The following is an 18605-nucleotide window of genomic DNA, read 5'->3' as shown; positions in this document are numbered from 1 at the left end:
ACTATTGATTAATATTGATCAACCAATTAAGATTTCATGGCTCCTAGCATGTTACCATACACACTATTCAATGAGGAAAGATTGTTGGTCAAACCAGCCATTTGCTCTTTTAACTTGTTAGCATTCTCAGCGATTGCTTCATTAGCTTCCGCCTGACGAGAAGAACTTTCTACCTGAACTTTGTAAAGACTGTTCAAAGACTCCATTTGAGCAGCGGCCAGCGCCATTTCTTCAGAGTATTTTTTAGTAGAACTCATCGCCTCTGCGGTAGGAGCAATACCTTTAGCAGCACCTTCGAAACTACGGATGCTATCTCCTAAACTAGCCATCAATTCAGAATCCAATTTGGCTTCTTTCAACATCTCATCCAATTTCTTGGACAAAAGACCTTGGGCATCTTTAGGCTGTTCTACTTTCTTTTTTCCTACTGACTGACCACCGGCCAATTCTGGATAAACCAAAGACCAGTCTAAATCATCATCTACTGGTTCAAATGCAGAGATAAAAAAGATAATTGCCTCGGTAATAAGACCTACTGCAAGTAGGAAACCACCACCCAACTTGGCAAAACCTAGATCAAGCTCCCAGTGAAGGATCTTGAACAGAGCTCCGATAATTACAATGGAGGCTCCGATACCGTAAGCCATGTTAAATAGTTTCTTTGTTGTTTTAGACTGTGCCATTTTTTGCTAAGTTTTAATTAAGTAATTTGAAATTGGGAATTAGTTAGTTGATGCATTTAAGGTAACATCAGTACCTACATAATCTTGAACGGTACGGAATCCGATATAGCTTCTCGCACTGTCTTGGTATTCATAGTCACGTGTACCTACCTGAAGGAAATAGGAAACATCTTTCCATGAACCTCCACGCACACCTTTGCGACGGTTATTTTTATCATTTACACTGGGACTCATGGAAGACATCATCTCATAAGCGCCTGGCTCGTAAGAAGAACCTACCCATTCTGAAACGTTTCCAGACATATTGTATAGGTTGTAATCATTAGGCTCGTATGATTCGGCCTCAACTGGATAAAGAGCTTGATCTGCTGCATAATCTCCACGCAACGGCTTAAAGTTAGCCAGGAAACAACCACGATCATTTTTAGCATAAGGACCTCCCCAAGGATAAGTAGCTCCTTCCAAACCACCACGGGCAGCATACTCCCATTCTGCCTCAGACGGCAAACGGTATCTTCTGATACGCTCTAGGTTACGCTTCTTTCTATAACCGTTATGATACAAAGTTCTCCACTGACAGAAAGCCTTGGCCTGATTCCAGTTCACACCAACTACAGGGTAATCACTGTAAGCTTCATGATAGAAATAATCATTGTGCATAGGCTCATTGTAGCTGTAATTAAAGTCACGAATCCAAACCGTAGTATCAGGATATACAGGCACCGGTACTTGCTCTACAAAGTCCTTTCTAGATTTACTATCATCTCTGTTTTTGGCAGCAGCTTGAATGTCAAAATCAGTATAAGTAAATATTAGCTGTTTGGTATCAATGGTACGCTCTCCGTTGTACGCCTCTTCAAACGGAATGTACATCTGATCATACACCTCAGCATAAAATTCATCAGGGATATCTTCTGTATCCCAAATGAGGTCAACATCACGATTCAGTTTACGACCTTCATAACCTGTAGGACCCATCCCGATGTAATTATCTTGCTTGTACTGCTCCCATGGTGTCAATTCGCCATTGTCCGCTCCTTCCGCGTCAGCGAAGGCAAACTCCCCTATACCATCATCACCAGGAAGCGCTCCGTTTTCATCAGCCATGATAGCCAAACGTGTACGGAAGATCGAATCTCTTACCCAGTAAACAAACTGGCGATATTCGGCATTGGTGATTTCGGTCTCGTCCATATAAAAAGAAGGTACGGTAACTGTTTTGGCGGGCGCGTTCCGGGTGGCTGCGATATCATCGTCAGCTTTCCCCATAATAAAGGCTCCTCCAGGGATTAAGGTCATACCGTAAGGCTTTTCAGGATGCCATTTTTTTCCCCTGGCTCCGACGACCATCCCACGATCTCCCTTGCCACAACTGACTAAAAAGGTAACCACTGCTAATAGGACTAATAACTTTTTCATAAGGGCGTATTATGTTTTCTTTATGAATTAAGGGCGTAAACCTATTTAAAAGATTTCGTTTCCACAACTTTTTTTTGTCAATAAAACTTTCTGAGGCTCGCTTTAACAGTTCATTGTCTTTAAATTTCATTCTTACGACGAGCCTTTAACCAACGATCTGGATAAATTTGGCTACAAGCCAAATCGTAATCCTTCTTGTCGCATGGTAATAACGTATGTTGTTTTAATTTATTATTAACATTAGAAATAAAAGGCAATTCTATCCACCAACGCCCAGATTTACTGGACTTATGAAAGATTAAAATTTCATCTTCCAACGGTACTTTATAGGTTAAAACATCCCGTGAAAGATCTATTGGATGCTCATTACTCCGGTAATTGTATCCTTCAACAAAATACCATATCAATTCTGCGACCAATTGAGCACTGATATTTGGGTCCGTAAAAATCTCAAAAATCCCAAATGCAGTTAATCGATCACTGATGCCAGAATAGCGTGATAATTGACATATTTGCTTGCCGTCCAGACCATTGGGATGCATATGCCCTCCCATGAACTTGGGCGAAAAGCCAACTCCTAGATCTGCAGCCCTTACCACCGCCATATCAATTCCGACCACATCAGCGTCCCTGAGAATAGGCTCAGCCATAGTCATGTCCTGATCCAAACGCCCCAACCTCAATGCCTCAAAGAACATCCTGTCTAATAGATCGATCTCTTCTTGCGAATTAAAATAAGTCTGAAAGCCGAGATTACTGTAGTTAAAAAGATTATAAGGCTCTTCAGTGACCATTTTGCCTACATAGCTGCGGGAAGATATAGGAGCCTCAATATCTCCCAGATCAAATCTACAATCCACATTCACCACATTGATCATATGCTTAAACTCATCGTAGGCCCGGTAAATGGGATACATTAAATCCTGACTCCCTCCCAAATATATAGGAATGATAGCCGAACGCAGGAAATACTCGGTAAGCTGTTGTACGACATAATAGGTATCTTCTACCGTCTCTCCTGCATAAACATCTCCCAAATCTGCCATACGCGAAGACCAGTTTCCCGGAAACAACTCATACAATTTGTGCCGCACATGATCCATGCTTTCCATCTGAAGCATTGCATTGGGATCTCTACGGTTCTCCAGCAATGCCACCAGAACTAAATCTACGTTTTCGAGATCCGGAAGGCCTTCTTGCTCAGAATGCAGGGCGATTGCATGCCCCAAAGTATTCCGAGCCTGGAGTTTTGCATGGGCTACAGCTGTCTCAGAAAGCGGATTCAGAAACTCAAGTATCATGAATTACTTTTTTGAAGCGCCTTTTTTGGTGGTCGTCTTTTTCTTAGCCGTTGATTTTTTGCGCGTCGCTTTTTTCTTTGGAGATTTCTTCTCTATCAGTTCCTTGGCCTTTTCCAGTGTGATAGACAATGGGTCAATATCTTTTGACAACTCTACTTTTGTCTTGCCTTTTATCACATTGTGCCTACCCCATCTTGCTTTTTCAATACGAATTCCCTCCTCTTCCCAATCAACGATTAGCTTATCCTTTTCCTTTTGAATTTTATCCTTAATCAAAGTCTCTATATCTTGATTAGAAAGGTTATCAAAATCATATTTCTTATTGACAGAGATAAACATACCCGCCCATTTGATATATGGACCGAAACGACCTACACCTTTGGTGACAGGCTGATCCTCATAAACATAAATAGGGGCATCTGCTTTTTCTTTGGCTTGAATTAATTCTGCTGCCCGCTCAAAAGTGATGCTCATCGGATCATCATCCTTTTCAAGGCTAACAAATGTTTTTTCGTTGAATTTGATATAGGGTCCGTAACGGCCTTGGTTCACCTCCACCGGATATCCATTATATTCACCTAAAGTGCGTGGCAACTTGAACAATTCCAACGCCTCTTCAAGGGTGATCGTATTGAGGTTCTGTGTAGGCAACAAACTTGCGAATTCTGGTTTGTCCTCATCTTCTACAGTTCCAATTTGTGCCATCGCGCCAAATCTTCCTAAGCGCACACTGACTGGTTTACCACTTTCTGGATGGGTACCCAATACACGCTCTCCCACTTCACGTTCTGCATTTTCGGCAACATCTTTCACCTTAGGATGGAAGCTTTTGTAGAAATGATCCATCATATCGGTCCATTCCTCCTTACCTTCTGCAATGTTATCAAATGATTCCTCAACCTTAGCAGTAAAGTTGTAATCCAATATGCTCCCAAAATGCTCGACCAGGAAATTGTTGACAACCCTTCCTACATCGGTAGGTATCAATTTATTTTTGTCCGAACCTGTTTTTTCTGTCAATTTCTTTTGTGACACCTTGTCCTTAGCTAAGCTCAGCTGGACATATTCCCGCTCAACTCCTTCTGACTGACCTTTTTCAATATACTTCCGGTTCTGAATGGTTGTGATGGTCGGGGCATAGGTGGAAGGACGCCCTATACCTAATTCTTCCAACTGTTTAACCAGTGATGCCTCTGTATAACGGTAGGGTGGTCTTGTAAATCGTTCAGTAGCTGTAATCTTTCGATTGACCAAGGCTTGATTTACCTTAAGCGCAGGTAGCAATCCCTGTTGTTCCAGGTCTTCATCATCCGTGCTTTCCAGATATACTTTAAGGAAACCGTCAAATTTGACGATCTCTCCGCTGGCTGTAAATTTTTTGTCATGCGTGTTGGCCGCGATGGACACATTGGTGCGCTCTAGTTGAGCATCGCTCATTTGACTGGCGATAGCTCTTTTCCAGATCAATTCATATAATCGAATCTGATCCCTATCTGCACCTGCACTGTGCATGGCAAAGTTTGTGGGACGTATGGCTTCGTGTGCTTCCTGAGCACCTTTAGATTTACCTTTATAGTTACGTTCTTTATGATAGTCATCACCATAGGCTTTGACAACTTCTTCACGTGCGCCGCTTTTGGCTTCCTTACTCAAATTGACGCTGTCGGTTCTCATATAAGTAATCAAACCGGCTTCATAAAGTCGTTGAGCCAACTGCATCGTGCGACTCACATTGAAAAACAATTTACGCGAGGCCTCCTGTTGAAGGGTAGAAGTAGTAAATGGAGGTGCGGGTGATTTTTTTGCTGGCTTTTTGGTTAGGTCATCAACATGAAATGTTGCGCCCTTATTCAGGTCCAAAAAGTTTTGGGCGTCTTTCAGGGACTTAAGGTTACTAGGCAGCTTGGCTTTAACCAATTGTCCGCTTTCAGTGGCAAAGTCGGCATCCACCCTGAAGAAATTTTCAGAATCGAAATTCTGTATCTCATCCTCGCGCTCTACAATCAACCGCACTGCAACCGATTGCACTCGACCAGCACTGGCACCACCTTTTACCTTTCTCCATAATATGGGCGAAATCTCGTAGCCTACAATCCGGTCCAGCACTCTTCTGGCTTGTTGGGCATTGACCAAATCATAATCGATGGTACGCGGATTGTCGATGGCGTGTTGTACAGCGCTTTTGGTAATCGCATTAAATACGATACGCTTTGTATTTTCCTTCTTTAAATCCAATTGCTCAGCCAGGTGCCAGGCAATAGCTTCTCCTTCACGATCCTCATCACTGGCTAGCCAAACCATATCAGAATCGGCCGCCATTTTTTTCAGTTTTTTTACCAAGTCTTTTTTATCGCTACTCACGATATACTTGGGTTCAAAGTCCTTCTCCACATCCACACCCAATTCCTTGGCGGGAAGATCGGCGATATGTCCAAAGCTAGACGCTACCTTATAATCTTTACCCAAGAATTTTTCAATGGTTTTTGCCTTGGCAGGCGACTCCACGATCACAAGATTCTTTGCCATTCAGTTTTTTATTTTGGTCTGCAAAGGTATGTGTTATTTTTTTTAAAAACACAAACTACTGTTAAACAAGTAGTTAAAGAGTTAGAACCTGATCATAAAAGCTTCAATGCATGAGTGTTATAGAATAAAAGGAAGGAAAGAAACGAATAGTTGCTGGGCTAATGAGAGGTTGCCTTTTTTGGTCTTTGACAACATTTTTCATGAGCTAGGATAAGGAAAATAGCACAGTTCTATACCTGATAAGGGTGAAGATTCCGCTTTCGCGAAAGCGTAAACTCAACAATATTTGCCTCTTGAATAGTTAAACTTCCCATACCAATCATTCCAGGCGTCCATCCAACCCACAAAGATTAACACCAAGATCATGCTGACATTGTGTCATAATTAGGGTATATCCATTATCTTTGCCTCCCACTTACAATAGCTTGATGGAAAAGATTATAGAAGAAGAAAAACAAGGAACCGCAGTGGTACTGGAGCAAAAGCAAGAAAACAAGCGAAAGCTTTACATAGAAAGCTACGGTTGTCAAATGAATTTCTCTGACAGTGAGATTGTTGCCTCAATTTTAACCAAAGAAGGTTTTAATACCACAACGGTCATGGAGGAAGCGGACTTGGTTCTAGTCAACACTTGCTCAATCCGGGACAAAGCCGAACAGACGGTGCGTAAGCGTTTGGAAAAATACAACCGGGTTAAAGAGCGCAGCAACCCGCATATGAAAGTAGGCGTACTGGGTTGCATGGCCGAGCGCCTGAAGTCCAAATTTCTGGAAGAGGAGAAGATTGTGGATATGGTCGTAGGACCAGATGCTTACAAGGACTTACCCAATTTAGTCGCGGAAATTGATGAAGGCAGGGAGGCAGTAAATGTCATTCTTTCCAAAGAAGAAACTTATGGGGATATTGCACCTGTGCGCCTCAATTCCAACGGAGTTACAGCATTTGTTTCCATCACCCGCGGATGCGACAATATGTGTACTTTCTGTGTAGTTCCTTTTACCAGAGGAAGAGAACGCAGCAGGGATCCGTATTCCATCATTGAAGAAGTCAATGACCTATGGGAAAAAGGATATAAGGAAATTACTTTGTTGGGACAGAACGTGGACTCCTATTTATGGTATGGCGGCGGACTCAAAAAAGATTTTAAGAAGGCTAGTAAAATGGCCCAGGCCACAGCGGTAGACTTTGCCCAACTGTTACACAAAGTGGCCAATGCACAGCCCCATATGCGGATCAGATTTTCTACCAGTAATCCCCAGGACATCAGTGATGATGTTTTGCATGCCATTGCAGCCCACCGCAACATATGTAATTACATCCATCTTCCCGTGCAATCAGGAAGCGATCGCATTTTGAAAGAGATGAATAGACTTCATACGCGTGATGAGTATATGAGATTGATCGACAGGATACACGCCATTATCCCTGAGTGCGCGATTAGCCAAGATATGATCGCAGGTTTCCCCACCGAGACCGAAAAAGATCATCAGGATACGCTGAGTTTAATGGAGTATGTAAAATATGACTACGGATTCATGTTTGCCTATTCAGAGCGTCCGGGAACGCTGGCTGCTCGTAAATTAGAGGATGATGTCCCTGAAGAAGTAAAGAAAAGGCGATTGAACGAGATCATCGATGTGCAAAGACGTACCGGCTTGGAACGCGCTCAGTATTTTGTAGGTAAGACTGTTGAGTGTTTGATAGAAAAGGAATCCAAAAGATCGGATCAGCATTGGGCAGGAAGAAACACGCAAAATTATGTGGCTGTATTTCCGAAAGAAAACTATAAGGTAGGTGATTATGTGATGGTAGAAATAAGCGATTGTACTAGCGCAACATTGATCGGGAAAGCTGTAGGTTACAGCGATATGGAAAGCCCTTTAACTTTTGACACCAAATCATAAGTATGGAGAGTATTCAATCAGTCAAGCAACGTTTTGAATTGATCGGGAATGATCCCGGATTTAATCGTGCTATTGAAAAGGCCTTACAGGTAGCTCCTACGGATATATCTGTATTGGTAACCGGTGAAAGTGGTGTGGGTAAGGAAAGTATACCCAAAATCATACACTCCCAATCCTTTCGAAAACACGCTAAATATATTGCAGTCAACTGTGGAGCAATTCCGGAAGGCACGATTGATTCTGAACTTTTCGGTCATGAAAAAGGAGCCTTTACAGGGGCCACTTCCACGAGATCTGGATATTTTGAAGTAGCCGACGGAGGTACTATATTTTTGGACGAGGTTGGCGAATTACCACTTCCTACCCAAGTGCGACTGCTACGTGTGTTGGAAAACGGAGAATTTCTTAAGGTAGGATCTTCTGTCACCCAAAAGACCGATGTGCGCATCGTGGCTGCCACCAATGTGAACATGTTTGAGGCCATTGAAAAAGGAAAATTTAGAGAGGACTTATACTACAGACTGAGTACGGTAGAAATAGATCTCCCGCCCTTGCGAGAGCGTAAAGGTGACATTCACCTATTATTCAGAAAATTTGCAAGTGATTTTGCTACCAAATACAAAATGCCCACCCTTAAATTGGATGACAATGCGGTATCCATACTTACCAATTATCGTTGGAGTGGAAATATCAGACAGTTGCGCAATATTGCAGAACAGATCAGCGTACTGGAGAAGGATAGGAACATCACCGCACCCACGCTGCGCAACTATCTACCCGATGCCGGAAAAAATCTTCCTGCTATCATCGGAGGTGAGAAGAAAACAGACAGTGACTTTGCCAACGAGCGTGAGATCCTATACAAGGTTCTTTTTGATATGAAAAATGACTTAAATGATCTCAAAAAGCTGACCAATGAACTCATGTCCCATGGAAATGTAAATGATGTCAGAGAAGAAAATTCTGGATTGATACAACGTATTTACGGAGACAACGGGGACAGTGGTGATGATTATGAAGAGGTGATAGACAATGCCTATGATTACCATCAGGAAGAAAATACAGCAACTCCAGCCAGTCCAGCGGAATCCAATTATGTAGGCGCCAACCCGACCCCAACTACGGACCGTTATGATTTTGCCCAAGAAGTTGAAGAAGAAGAGTCGCTATCGCTGGCTGACAAAGAGATCGAATTGATTAAAAAATCACTGGAACGACACCAAGGAAAAAGAAAGGCTGCCGCTGAAGACCTAGGCATTTCTGAAAGAACCTTGTACCGAAAAATTAAGCAATATGATTTATAGGGCTTCCCGATACCTGTTGTGTTTACTTCTGTTTTGGAGCTTGAGTAGTTGCGGCTTATACAGTTTCAATAATGTTTCGATTCCGGATAATGTAAAAACCTTTCAGGTGGACTTTTTTCAGAATCAAGCACAACAAGTAGAACCAGGTATTGACCTGCGCTTTACCAGAGAATTGCAAGATCTGATTCAGGATCAGTCGAGTTTAAGTTTGGTCAATACAAACGGAGATTATGTTTATCAAGGGGAGATCACTCAATATTATATCGCTCCCATGACGGCAACTGCAAGTAGCACCGCCGCCCAGAACCGCTTGACCATCGCTATCAATGTGAGGTTTACCAATAATAAGGTAGAAGAGGAAAGTTTTGAAAAGAAATATAGTTTCTACTTTGATTACGGTGCAAATGTGCTGCTGACTGGTGGAGCACTAGACACTGCATTGGACGCTATCTACGAGCAGATCACCCAAGAGATTTTTAATGATACCTTAGCCAAATGGTAAATCCTGAACGCATCAATAAGCTACTGGCTCACCCTTCTTCTCTTGAGGTGGATGACCTATCGATGTTACAGGAATTGATGGAGCAGCACCCTTATTTTCAGGCTACAAGAAGCATTTACTTAAAAGGACTTTTTTTGGAGAATAGTCCGATGTACAATAAAGAATTACAACGCACGGCAGCACATACCACGGATCGATCAGTTTTGTTTGATTTTATTACTTCAGCAGATTTTACCCAGATTGACATTGGTGAAATTATTAAGCAGAACCAGGAAAAAGGAAATGACAAAGCCGTAGATCGATCCGACGCTTCAAATACCTCTTCTCCAAAGACCATCGAGGAAGATCTAAACGCCAGCAAAGATTTTAGCAAGGTCACAGATCAGGATCTGTTTGAGAAGAAATCATTAAACATAAAGGAGCAGCCCCTCAAGTTTGATACTGGTGAAACACATAGTTTTTCTCAGTGGCTTCAACTGACAAGCCTTAAACCCATCCAGCGATCAGGGGATAACCAACCTACTTCCACAGACAAAGGTTTTCCAACAGTTGACATACCAAAAGCCATTAAAAAAGTAGATGATCGAGCGCGCAAAATGGCACGAATTGATCAATTCCTTTCTGAAAAGCCAAAAATTAAACCCAGAAAAAGCAGTGGAGGAACATTTAATCTAGCGGATCAAAGCAATGAGCAGCATACCTTGATGACAGAAACATTGGCGAGGGTTTATCTCGCACAAAACAATTATGCCAAGGCCATCAAAGCCTATGAAATTTTAATATTGCAGCATCCAGAAAAAAGTGGTTTATTTGCAGACCAAATTCAGGAAATCAAGAATTTACAAAGTAACAACTCATAATGACGACATTTTATATCTTTTTAGGACTCATCGTTTTGGTAGCATTTCTACTGATAGTAGTAATCATGGTTCAGAATCCTAAAGGCGGCGGACTCTCTTCCAGTTTTGGTGGAGGTGGCACCCAGCAACTTGGTGGTGTAAAGAAAACAGGAGATTTTCTAGATAAAAGTACCTGGGTTTTATCCACAGCATTACTTGTACTCATATTACTTGCGAGTACTACATTGATCCAAAACAAATCAGATAAAGAGATTCAAGTCGTTGACCCAGATGCGACTATAGAAACTCCAGCGACTCCTCCGGCTACGACGCCAGATGAAACTAGCAATACCAATGACAGCCTTTAATATAATTAGGCCATACAACTGACAAAATATCCAGCCTTAAGGGCTGGATATTTTTATTTACGGCAGTTTTGTCAGTCCAAGCGTATTGGCATATTTATCGCTCAATGCGTTACCAAATTAATCAATAAAACATTTTTAAAAATGGCATTAAATATTCAACCTTTATCTGACCGTGTGGTTATTGAACCACAAGCTGCAGAGAAAAAAACTGCTTCTGGAATTTACATCCCGGACACGGCCAAGGAAAAACCGCAGCAGGGAAAAGTAGTCGCCGTAGGCAAAGGAAAAAAAGACTATGAAATGACCGTCAAAGTGGGTGACACTGTTTTGTACGGTAAGTACAGTGGTAGCGAGTTAAAACTTGAAGGTAATGACTATCTCATCATGCGTGAGGACGATATTCTAGCCATCATTTAATAGTCTCTAGCAGAAATTGTGCAACAGCTTGTTCAACCTTGTATTCAGGTAGTCAAGCTGGAACCATCATAAAAAAATAAACTAAACATTTGGGTTCTGGAAGTCTGGCCGAATATGGCACATGTTCCAACCCTTTAAAAATTCAAGAATAATGGCAAAAGATATAAAATTTGATATTGAAGCAAGAGACGGCATCAAGCGTGGTGTAGATGCTCTTGCTAATGCAGTCAAAGTAACTCTAGGTCCTAAAGGGCGTAATGTGATCATCGGTAAGTCCTTTGGCGCACCGGTTGTTACTAAAGATGGAGTAAGTGTGGCCAAGGAAATAGAATTGGAGCACGAATTGGAAAACATGGGCGCGCAAATGGTAAAGGAAGTCGCTTCCAGAACCAATGATCTTGCTGGTGATGGGACGACCACCGCTACTGTTTTGGCGCAAGCCATCGTTAAAGAAGGTTTAAAAAATGTTGCGGCAGGTGCTAATCCGATGGATCTTAAGCGCGGTATCGATAAAGCTGTTGAAGCATTGACCAAAGACCTTGAAAAACAAGCTAAAAAAGTGGGTGATTCTAGCGAGATGATCAAGCAAGTAGCTTCAATCTCTGCTAACAACGATGAAGTCGTAGGTGACTTGATCGCCAAAGCTTTTGGCAAAGTTGGTAAAGAAGGTGTGATCACTGTCGAAGAAGCCAAAGGAACGGAAACATACGTGGATGTGGTAGAAGGAATGCAGTTTGACCGCGGTTACCTCTCTCCCTACTTTGTGACCAATTCCGAAAAGATGACCACAGAGCTCGAGAATCCATATATACTTCTTTTTGATAAGAAAATCTCTACCATGAAAGAGTTGATGCCAGTATTGGAGCCTGTTGCCCAGACTGGAAAACCTTTACTTATCATCGCCGAAGATGTAGATGGAGAAGCATTGGCCACTTTAGTAGTTAATAAGTTAAGAGGCTCCCTAAAAATAGCTGCGGTGAAAGCACCAGGATTTGGTGATCGCAGAAAAGCTATGTTGGAAGACATTGCGATTCTTACAGGCGGAACAGTTATTTCTGAAGAAAGAGGCTTTACGCTTGAAAATACCACCATCGATATGTTGGGTACCGCAGAGAAAGTGGATATCGACAAAGACAATACGACCATTGTAAACGGAAGCGGAAAGAACACAGATATCAAAGCGCGCGTGGGACAAATCAAATCCCAAATTGAAAACACGACTTCTGATTATGACAAGGAGAAACTTCAAGAACGCCTAGCCAAATTGGCCGGTGGTGTAGCTGTACTTTATGTAGGTGCTGCCAGCGAGGTGGAGATGAAAGAAAAGAAAGACCGTGTGGACGATGCGCTTCATGCTACAAGAGCAGCAGTAGAAGAAGGTATTGTAGCCGGTGGTGGAGTTGCCTTGGTACGTGCAAAATCCGTTCTCACCAAAGTTAAAGCTAGCAACACAGACGAGGAAACAGGTATTTCTATCGTGGCAAGAGCGATTGAGTCTCCCTTGAGAACTATTGTTGAAAACGCCGGTGGAGAGGGAAGTGTGGTTGTATCCAAAGTCTTGGAAACTAAAGGAAACAACGGATACGATGCCAAAAATGATAAATATGTCGACATGTTGAAAGAAGGAATCATCGACCCTAAGAAAGTTACACGTGTAGCTTTGGAAAATGCGGCTTCTGTTGCTGGAATGATCCTGACTACAGAGTGTGCCTTGGTAGAAATCAAGGAAGATGCACCTGCTGGAGGTGGTATGCCAGGTGGTATGCCAGGCGGCATGGGCGGTATGATGTAAATAACGCCTCTATCCAATATAAAAATCCATCCCAACGAATTTGATTGGGATGGATTTTTTTTTCGCGAAAGCGATAAACTCTATTTCTTGATCACACGCCGGATGATCATTTGATCATTGATTTGCATCTTCACCATATACACACCCGAGGGCAGATCGGATACATATAGACGATTATTGTTCACTTGTCCAGTCATCATTTCTTGTCCATTGAGATTGAACACCTGTACCCTAGATATTTTCTGATCATTTGAAGTACTTATTTGAAGTACATCTTGTACAGGGTTGGGATAAAACTGAACCGAAAAATCCAATTCTTCTTTTTGATTGGCCGGTCCTACACTTGCCGATTTTGTATCGCTTAAACAAAAATTTCTGGTTTGGGAATCTGAGAATGAGCCACCAGAAGTGATGGTATTCCCGTTATCCAGCCTATAAAGAATATAACCGCCATTTCCGTATTGACAGCACATACCATCGCCGTAAGCATCCCTGATGGTAAATGAATAACAACCTTCCTCCAAGGATCGTTGCAGATTCAACGTACTACCACTAGCTTGATTGCCATAATTACTTCCTGCATAAACGAGTTGGCCGCTCCCATTGCGCAGCTCCCAGGTGGTTTCACTTGGGTATTCATCAAAATTCAGACGTATGTTGATGTCTACTAGCGTGTTAGAAGTAGACCCGCCGGTGATTTGGAAATCATCAAGCGCCATGTCCCCCTGCCAGGTGGTACCGGTGACACCATTGAACCTTAACCTTAGGTTTTGATTGGCAAATGAACCTAGATCAATCGTGGCTGTGGCCCATGAATTACCTTGATTACCTGATTTTGACCATAATGATGACCAAGAAGTTCCGTCAGTGCTCGCTTGAAGCGAAAGACTACCCATATCGCTTGCTCCATACATATGATATTTAAAACTAAAACTGGTCGAGCTGCTAGGACTAAGGCAAGGACTATTAAGAATGGCGCGTTTTGCACTGTAATTGGGAGAAGAGGATTCCATAAAGATATAATCACTTCCCTGACTGGCAGAGCTAGGCCCAGTGTTACTAGAAGGAGTAGCCCCAGAATTCCTGACCCAGTCAAAGTCATCATTGGAGACATTGGACCATTTACCAAAATTACTTTCAAAACTTTCTGTATAGGGTAGCGCGGTGATTTCATTTGCACAACTTGCACCACCATCGGTGTTTCCAAAACGATCCTCGGCTTGCGGGCCGCCCCAGATTGCAGTAGCAAAAGCCGGGTTATCAATAAATGGATTTCTGTTCCCTTGGAGATTTTGAATAATGGGATTGCGCTGCAGCTCAAAATCACTTACTGGATCCTGGGCATTCCATTCCAGGAACAATTGAACCATACCTGGGTCAGAAGAAACACTGGAACTGACGCTAACGTTGGTACCATCACATCGATTACCATATCTCAGATACATAAACATCATCATCCTGGCTACATCGCCTTTCCACTCGTCACCTGGGTACCAGTGCCCTTGGGCGGTAATGCCGGCATTGCCATTTCCATTGGCAAATTTGCGACTTCCCCTGGTGCCATTCCAACTGACATCGGCGGGTCTCAGGTGATGTAAATCACTTCCAGGCCCTGAAGTCCCTAAGTTAGGATTACCTAAAGATTTGGGATAGACATGCTCCCTATTCCAATCACCAGTGTTCCCGCCATTGTCTTCTTTATTCCTAGAGCGATCAGTTGTAGTTTGCCCGTCATTGTCATTATATCCATAGATCAACAATACATTGCTGGAATTTGTAGGATCCAAGTCAGTTTGTTTTAATGCATTCCATACACCTGGTGTATAGGATACACTAGTCGTTCCAGAGCTGATTTTACCAGCGAGTTCGCTTTTGAGCGCTGAACCAGTAAGATTTAAGTTGACATTGTCGTAATAAGTAGGAATCTGTGCTTGGGTGAAAAACATCAGACACAGGCTGAAGAAGAGGAAAATTTTAGTCATGGTAAGTTATATTTTTTCGCTTTTAAAAGTATTACTCATGCGATCTAACTAAGTTACCTCAAGGTTAAGCTTTAACAGAACACATTGGAAAAGCGCGGATTTCTCAAAAAAAGCGGATTTCTTTACTTAATCGTAAATTTTGAGCAACCATCTGATTAAACCCCTAAATTTTAACATACTGCTGAACAATTGATAATCTGTACGTTATCGTATGTTAACCTACTTCCCTACAGGAAAGATAGGAAAAAAGTCAAAAATCTTAAGGTTTTGTTAGAGTCTTGTGATAATTTTATAGCCTAAACCAAATAAATTAGTAACGTATGAAATTTTTTCTGCAACGACGATTGGTATTACTGCTACTGCTGATCGTTCAAGTTTCCCTAGCTCAAAACAGTGTAGTTACGGGAAAAGTCACAGATACTTCTGGTGAGCCTTTGCTGGGAGTAAGTGTATTGATTAAAGGCACAAATACTGGAACTCAAACCGATATTTCCGGTGATTACACCATTAGCGCCGATAGCGGAGATGTATTGGTATTTTCCTATTTAGGAATGAAGTCCCAAGAAGTTACTTATGCTGGCGAATCAGTACTTAATGTTACTTTGGAAACTGATGCCGAAGCTTTGGGAGAAGTAGTTGTTGTAGCGCAAGGTGTAAAGGCTAAGCCTAGATCGCTATCCTACTCGGTTCAAACCGTAACTTCTGATGAAGTAACTCGCGCCAAAGAAACCAATGTCGTCAATGCATTAAGCGCTAAAGCTGCTGGGGTCCAGGTGACTTCGTCTTCTGGATCTGTGGGTGCATCTGCCAATATTCGTATTCGTGGTAACACTTCGATTTTGGGTAATAATGGTCCACTATTTATCGTAGATGGTGTTCCTATTGATAACTCCTCAACAAGTGAAGATCCAGCGGATCCTGCAAACTCGCCGCTAAGTGGTACTGACTTTTCCAACAGAGCAGTGGATCTCAACTCGGCTGACATCGAATCGGTGACCGTACTTAAAGGTTTATCTGCGCAAGCACTTTATGGTATTCGTGCTGCTAATGGGGTTGTTCTGATTACTACAAAAAAAGGAAAAGCTGGAAAAACTCGAGTTACTTTTACCTCTAATACCACTTTTTCAGAATACAATAAGGTTCCTGAACTTCAAAAAGTCTACTCCCAAGGGGGTGTCATTGACACCAATAATGATGGTGTAGCGGATACCCAAACCTATCTTGGGCCAGAAACTTTTGAAGGTGATTCCTGGGGACCTGAAATATCAACTTTAGAGTTTGATGGTGCTACTGATTACCCATTTGACAGAAATGGACGACTGGTTCCTGCTGGTACAGGAAATGGTCAAGCAGCCAACGCTTACGATCAATATGATTTTTATAAAACAGGGATCATTCAGGACAATAACTTTTCCGTAAGTGGTGGTTCTGAAAAAGTTCAATTTAGAGGAAACATCGGAAGATTAACCCAGACTGGAATTTCTCCCAATGAAGAGTTCGGTAGAAACGTATTCCGTGCGGATATTAACGCTGAATTAAGTGATCGCTTTGACCTAGAAGTTTCTGGTCAATATTCAGAATCTGGAGGAAATAGAGTACAGCGTGGTTCTAATATTTCTGGTATCATGCTAGGCTTGATAAGAAGTACGCCTACTTTCGACAACGGAAACGGTTTGTCAGGCCAGGATGCCGCTGACAACCCCGATACCTACTTTTATAACATTCCAGGTCAGGAGCTTCCAGGCCAACGTAGTTACCGAGATGGAATCTACAACAACCCATATTTCAGTGTAGCTCAAAACATCAATCGTGATGCGGTTAGTAGGATCATTGGAAGAATGGGGCTTTCTTATCAACTAAATGACAATAACACCATTAAGGCTAATCTTTCTGTAGATCGTTATAATGACGTAAGAAAAACAGGTTTTAACGTGATTGACGCATCATTTGGTGAAGGAAGGGTTATCAATGACAACATCAGCAACCAAGATTTGAACTGGAACGTTATTCTAAACGGGTCTAAGCAATTCAATGAAGATTTAGGAGTAACATACCTTGCAGGTTATGATGGATATAGAACTCGATTTTCTAGGAGAAGTGTAATCGGGGATGGACTGACTATACCTGGTTTCTTTGACATCAGCAATGCAGGGTCCGTAAATGCGTTTGAGGTAGGTCAGCAAGGAAAAACCTTGATCGGTGCCTATGCACAAGCTACTTTAAACTTCAAGGAGATGATTTATGTAACTCCTACCTTTAGAAATGACTGGTCCTCTACCTTACCAGTAGGAGAAAATTCATTCCAATCCTACTCAGTCGGTGCTAGTTTCGTGTTTACAGAACTCGTTGATAATAGCGATAGTTTTATTGACTATGGTAAATTCAGGGTTTCTTACGGTAGTGTGGGTAGCGATGCTCCGTTATTTGCTACAAGCACAGTTTTCGGAGGAAGTTTCATCGGTGGCGACGGTTTCATACAGGGAACTCAATTCCCAGCTTACGACAGCGTTTCTTATGAGAGATCTGTAGTAGCAGGAAACCCAGCTTTGAAGCCTGAGAGCTTGAAAGAATTTGAAACAGGTATTGAATTAAAAATGTTGGACAATAGGTTGAGGTTTGATTTTGCCTACTACAACAAAACATCTGAAGATGTAATTATCCCAGTAAGTGTATCTTCTGGATCTGGTTTTACTAGCAAATTTGAGAATATTGCTGAAATTTCCAATAAAGGTGTGGAAATGGTATTGTCTGGAACCCCAGTACGTACGGCTGATTTCAATTGGAATATTGACGTGAACTGGACGAAATATGAGAACATTGTAGAGGAATTAGCACCTGGTGTAGAAGAAATTACATTGGCTGGTTTCTCCAGTACTCGTTCGACTGCTGTTGCTGGTCAACCTTACGGCGCTATTTACGGAAGTCGTTTCCAAAGGGATGAAAACGGTGGTTTCTTAATTGATGCCGATGGTTATCCTTTGGCAGAATCTACAGATGGCGTAGTAGGAGACCCTACTCCAGATTGGCAAGCAGGTATAAGCAATACATTTACTTATAAAGACTTAAGTTTATCCTTCTTGGTTGATATCCGACAAGGTGGCGATATCTGGTGTGGAACTTGTGGAATCATTGACTTTTTTGGAACTTCTGCAAGTACCCTTGCTAGAGACCAGAGCCGTGTATTCCAAGGTACAGTTGCAGCTACAGGTCAGCCTAACACGCAATCAGTTCCATTATTTGATCCAACGATCTCTGAAAACAACAACTTCTGGAGAAGATATGGATTTGGAGGTCTTTCTGAAAGCAGTATCTATGACGGATCTTGGGTTCGCTTGAGAGAAGTTACATTAGGATACAACCTTCCAGCTTCATTTTTGGATAATACGTTTATTTCCAGCGCAGAAATCTCTGTTTATGGTAGAAACCTTTGGTTAAGTACCGATTATCCAGGTGTAGATCCTGAAACGAACCTGGCAGGGGATAGCAATGGAATCGGATTAGATTATTTTAACCAGCCCAACACCAAGAGTTATGGTGTGAACTTGAGAGTTAACTTCTAAAAAAAGCA

General features: G+C 42.1%; 13 protein-coding genes. 8 read left to right on the top strand and 5 right to left on the bottom strand.

What is annotated here, in order from left to right:
• Nucleotides 1-26: 26 nt before the first annotated feature.
• The 4 genes from porL to topA all read right to left on the bottom strand — a co-directional run bounded on the left by porL (nucleotide 27) and on the right by topA (nucleotide 5929).
• The gene (gene porL, locus EGM47_RS04895) at nucleotides 27-683 is read right to left on the bottom strand and encodes a type IX secretion system motor protein PorL/GldL (RefSeq protein ID WP_124979619.1); all 657 of its coding nucleotides are present in this window, start codon (nucleotides 681-683) and stop codon (nucleotides 27-29) included.
• A 39-nt stretch (nucleotides 684-722) separates the two neighbouring features.
• Nucleotides 723-2102, bottom strand: a complete 1380-nt coding sequence (porK, locus tag EGM47_RS04890; RefSeq protein ID WP_124979618.1) for a T9SS ring complex lipoprotein PorK/GldK — start codon at nucleotides 2100-2102, stop codon at nucleotides 723-725.
• A 119-nt stretch (nucleotides 2103-2221) separates the two neighbouring features.
• On the bottom strand, nucleotides 2222-3403 hold the full coding sequence (locus EGM47_RS04885) for a formimidoylglutamase (protein WP_124979617.1): 1182 nt from the start codon (nucleotides 3401-3403) through the stop codon (nucleotides 2222-2224).
• A gap of 3 nt (nucleotides 3404-3406) precedes the next feature.
• A complete protein-coding gene (topA, locus tag EGM47_RS04880; RefSeq protein WP_124979616.1) occupies nucleotides 3407-5929 on the bottom strand; it encodes a type I DNA topoisomerase in 2523 nt (840 codons plus the stop codon).
• A gap of 428 nt (nucleotides 5930-6357) precedes the next feature.
• On the opposite strand from topA, the gene miaB reads away from it, so the two are divergent.
• The 7 genes from miaB to groL all read left to right on the top strand — a co-directional run bounded on the left by miaB (nucleotide 6358) and on the right by groL (nucleotide 13055).
• Complete coding sequence (miaB, locus tag EGM47_RS04875) at nucleotides 6358-7833, top strand: tRNA (N6-isopentenyl adenosine(37)-C2)-methylthiotransferase MiaB (protein WP_124979615.1); 1476 nt, start codon at nucleotides 6358-6360, stop codon at nucleotides 7831-7833.
• Between the two features lie 2 nt (nucleotides 7834-7835).
• Nucleotides 7836-9137 (top strand): sigma-54 interaction domain-containing protein, encoded by a 1302-nt coding sequence (locus EGM47_RS04870; protein ID WP_124979614.1) that lies wholly within the window; start codon nucleotides 7836-7838, stop codon nucleotides 9135-9137.
• Nucleotides 9127-9639 carry an LptE family protein gene (locus EGM47_RS04865; RefSeq protein ID WP_124979613.1) on the top strand — a complete coding sequence of 171 codons (513 nt, stop codon included), beginning with the start codon at nucleotides 9127-9129 and terminating at the stop codon, nucleotides 9637-9639. The genes EGM47_RS04870 and EGM47_RS04865 overlap by 11 nt, the downstream gene beginning before the upstream one ends.
• Nucleotides 9633-10499: a tetratricopeptide repeat protein gene (locus tag EGM47_RS04860; protein WP_124979612.1), complete on the top strand. Its 867-nt coding sequence runs from the start codon at nucleotides 9633-9635 to the stop codon at nucleotides 10497-10499. Before EGM47_RS04865 ends, EGM47_RS04860 begins: the two co-directional genes overlap by 7 nt.
• Nucleotides 10499-10846, top strand: a complete 348-nt coding sequence (gene secG, locus EGM47_RS04855; RefSeq protein WP_124979611.1) for a preprotein translocase subunit SecG — start codon at nucleotides 10499-10501, stop codon at nucleotides 10844-10846. Before EGM47_RS04860 ends, secG begins: the two co-directional genes overlap by 1 nt.
• 141 nt (nucleotides 10847-10987) lie before the next feature.
• Nucleotides 10988-11263, top strand: coding sequence for a co-chaperone GroES (locus EGM47_RS04850; RefSeq protein WP_124979610.1), 276 nt, complete (start codon nucleotides 10988-10990; stop codon nucleotides 11261-11263).
• A gap of 151 nt (nucleotides 11264-11414) precedes the next feature.
• On the top strand, nucleotides 11415-13055 hold the full coding sequence (groL, locus tag EGM47_RS04845; protein WP_124979609.1) for a chaperonin GroEL: 1641 nt from the start codon (nucleotides 11415-11417) through the stop codon (nucleotides 13053-13055).
• Between the two features lie 80 nt (nucleotides 13056-13135).
• Here groL and EGM47_RS04840 read toward each other — a convergent pair whose 3' ends face one another.
• Nucleotides 13136-15037, bottom strand: a complete 1902-nt coding sequence (locus EGM47_RS04840) for an endonuclease (protein ID WP_124979608.1) — start codon at nucleotides 15035-15037, stop codon at nucleotides 13136-13138.
• Between the two features lie 320 nt (nucleotides 15038-15357).
• Here EGM47_RS04840 and EGM47_RS04835 point away from each other — a divergent pair, with 320 nt between their 5' ends.
• Nucleotides 15358-18597, top strand: a complete 3240-nt coding sequence (locus EGM47_RS04835; protein WP_124979607.1) for a SusC/RagA family TonB-linked outer membrane protein — start codon at nucleotides 15358-15360, stop codon at nucleotides 18595-18597.
• Nucleotides 18598-18605 lie beyond the last annotated feature (8 nt).

Origin of the sequence: Nonlabens xiamenensis, from assembly GCF_003865345.1 — a bacterium.
GTDB classification, from domain to species: Bacteria; Bacteroidota; Bacteroidia; order Flavobacteriales; family Flavobacteriaceae; genus Nonlabens; species Nonlabens xiamenensis.
This window is presented reverse-complemented; position numbering and strand designations above follow the sequence as displayed.

Excerpts from the sequence above, each read along its gene's own strand:
- porL (WP_124979619.1), bottom strand. The coding sequence starts at position 683 with ATGGCACAGTCTAAAACAACAAAGAAACTATTTAACATGGCTTACGGT.
- porK (WP_124979618.1), bottom strand. The coding sequence starts at position 2,102 with ATGAAAAAGTTATTAGTCCTATTAGCAGTGGTTACCTTTTTAGTCAGT.
- EGM47_RS04885 (WP_124979617.1), bottom strand. The coding sequence starts at position 3,403 with ATGATACTTGAGTTTCTGAATCCGCTTTCTGAGACAGCTGTAGCCCAT.
- topA (WP_124979616.1), bottom strand. The coding sequence starts at position 5,929 with ATGGCAAAGAATCTTGTGATCGTGGAGTCGCCTGCCAAGGCAAAAACC.
- miaB (WP_124979615.1), top strand. The coding sequence starts at position 6,358 with ATGGAAAAGATTATAGAAGAAGAAAAACAAGGAACCGCAGTGGTACTG.
- EGM47_RS04870 (WP_124979614.1), top strand. The coding sequence starts at position 7,836 with ATGGAGAGTATTCAATCAGTCAAGCAACGTTTTGAATTGATCGGGAAT.
- EGM47_RS04865 (WP_124979613.1), top strand. The coding sequence starts at position 9,127 with ATGATTTATAGGGCTTCCCGATACCTGTTGTGTTTACTTCTGTTTTGG.
- EGM47_RS04860 (WP_124979612.1), top strand. The coding sequence starts at position 9,633 with ATGGTAAATCCTGAACGCATCAATAAGCTACTGGCTCACCCTTCTTCT.
- secG (WP_124979611.1), top strand. The coding sequence starts at position 10,499 with ATGACGACATTTTATATCTTTTTAGGACTCATCGTTTTGGTAGCATTT.
- EGM47_RS04850 (WP_124979610.1), top strand. The coding sequence starts at position 10,988 with ATGGCATTAAATATTCAACCTTTATCTGACCGTGTGGTTATTGAACCA.
- groL (WP_124979609.1), top strand. The coding sequence starts at position 11,415 with ATGGCAAAAGATATAAAATTTGATATTGAAGCAAGAGACGGCATCAAG.
- EGM47_RS04840 (WP_124979608.1), bottom strand. The coding sequence starts at position 15,037 with ATGACTAAAATTTTCCTCTTCTTCAGCCTGTGTCTGATGTTTTTCACC.
- EGM47_RS04835 (WP_124979607.1), top strand. The coding sequence starts at position 15,358 with ATGAAATTTTTTCTGCAACGACGATTGGTATTACTGCTACTGCTGATC.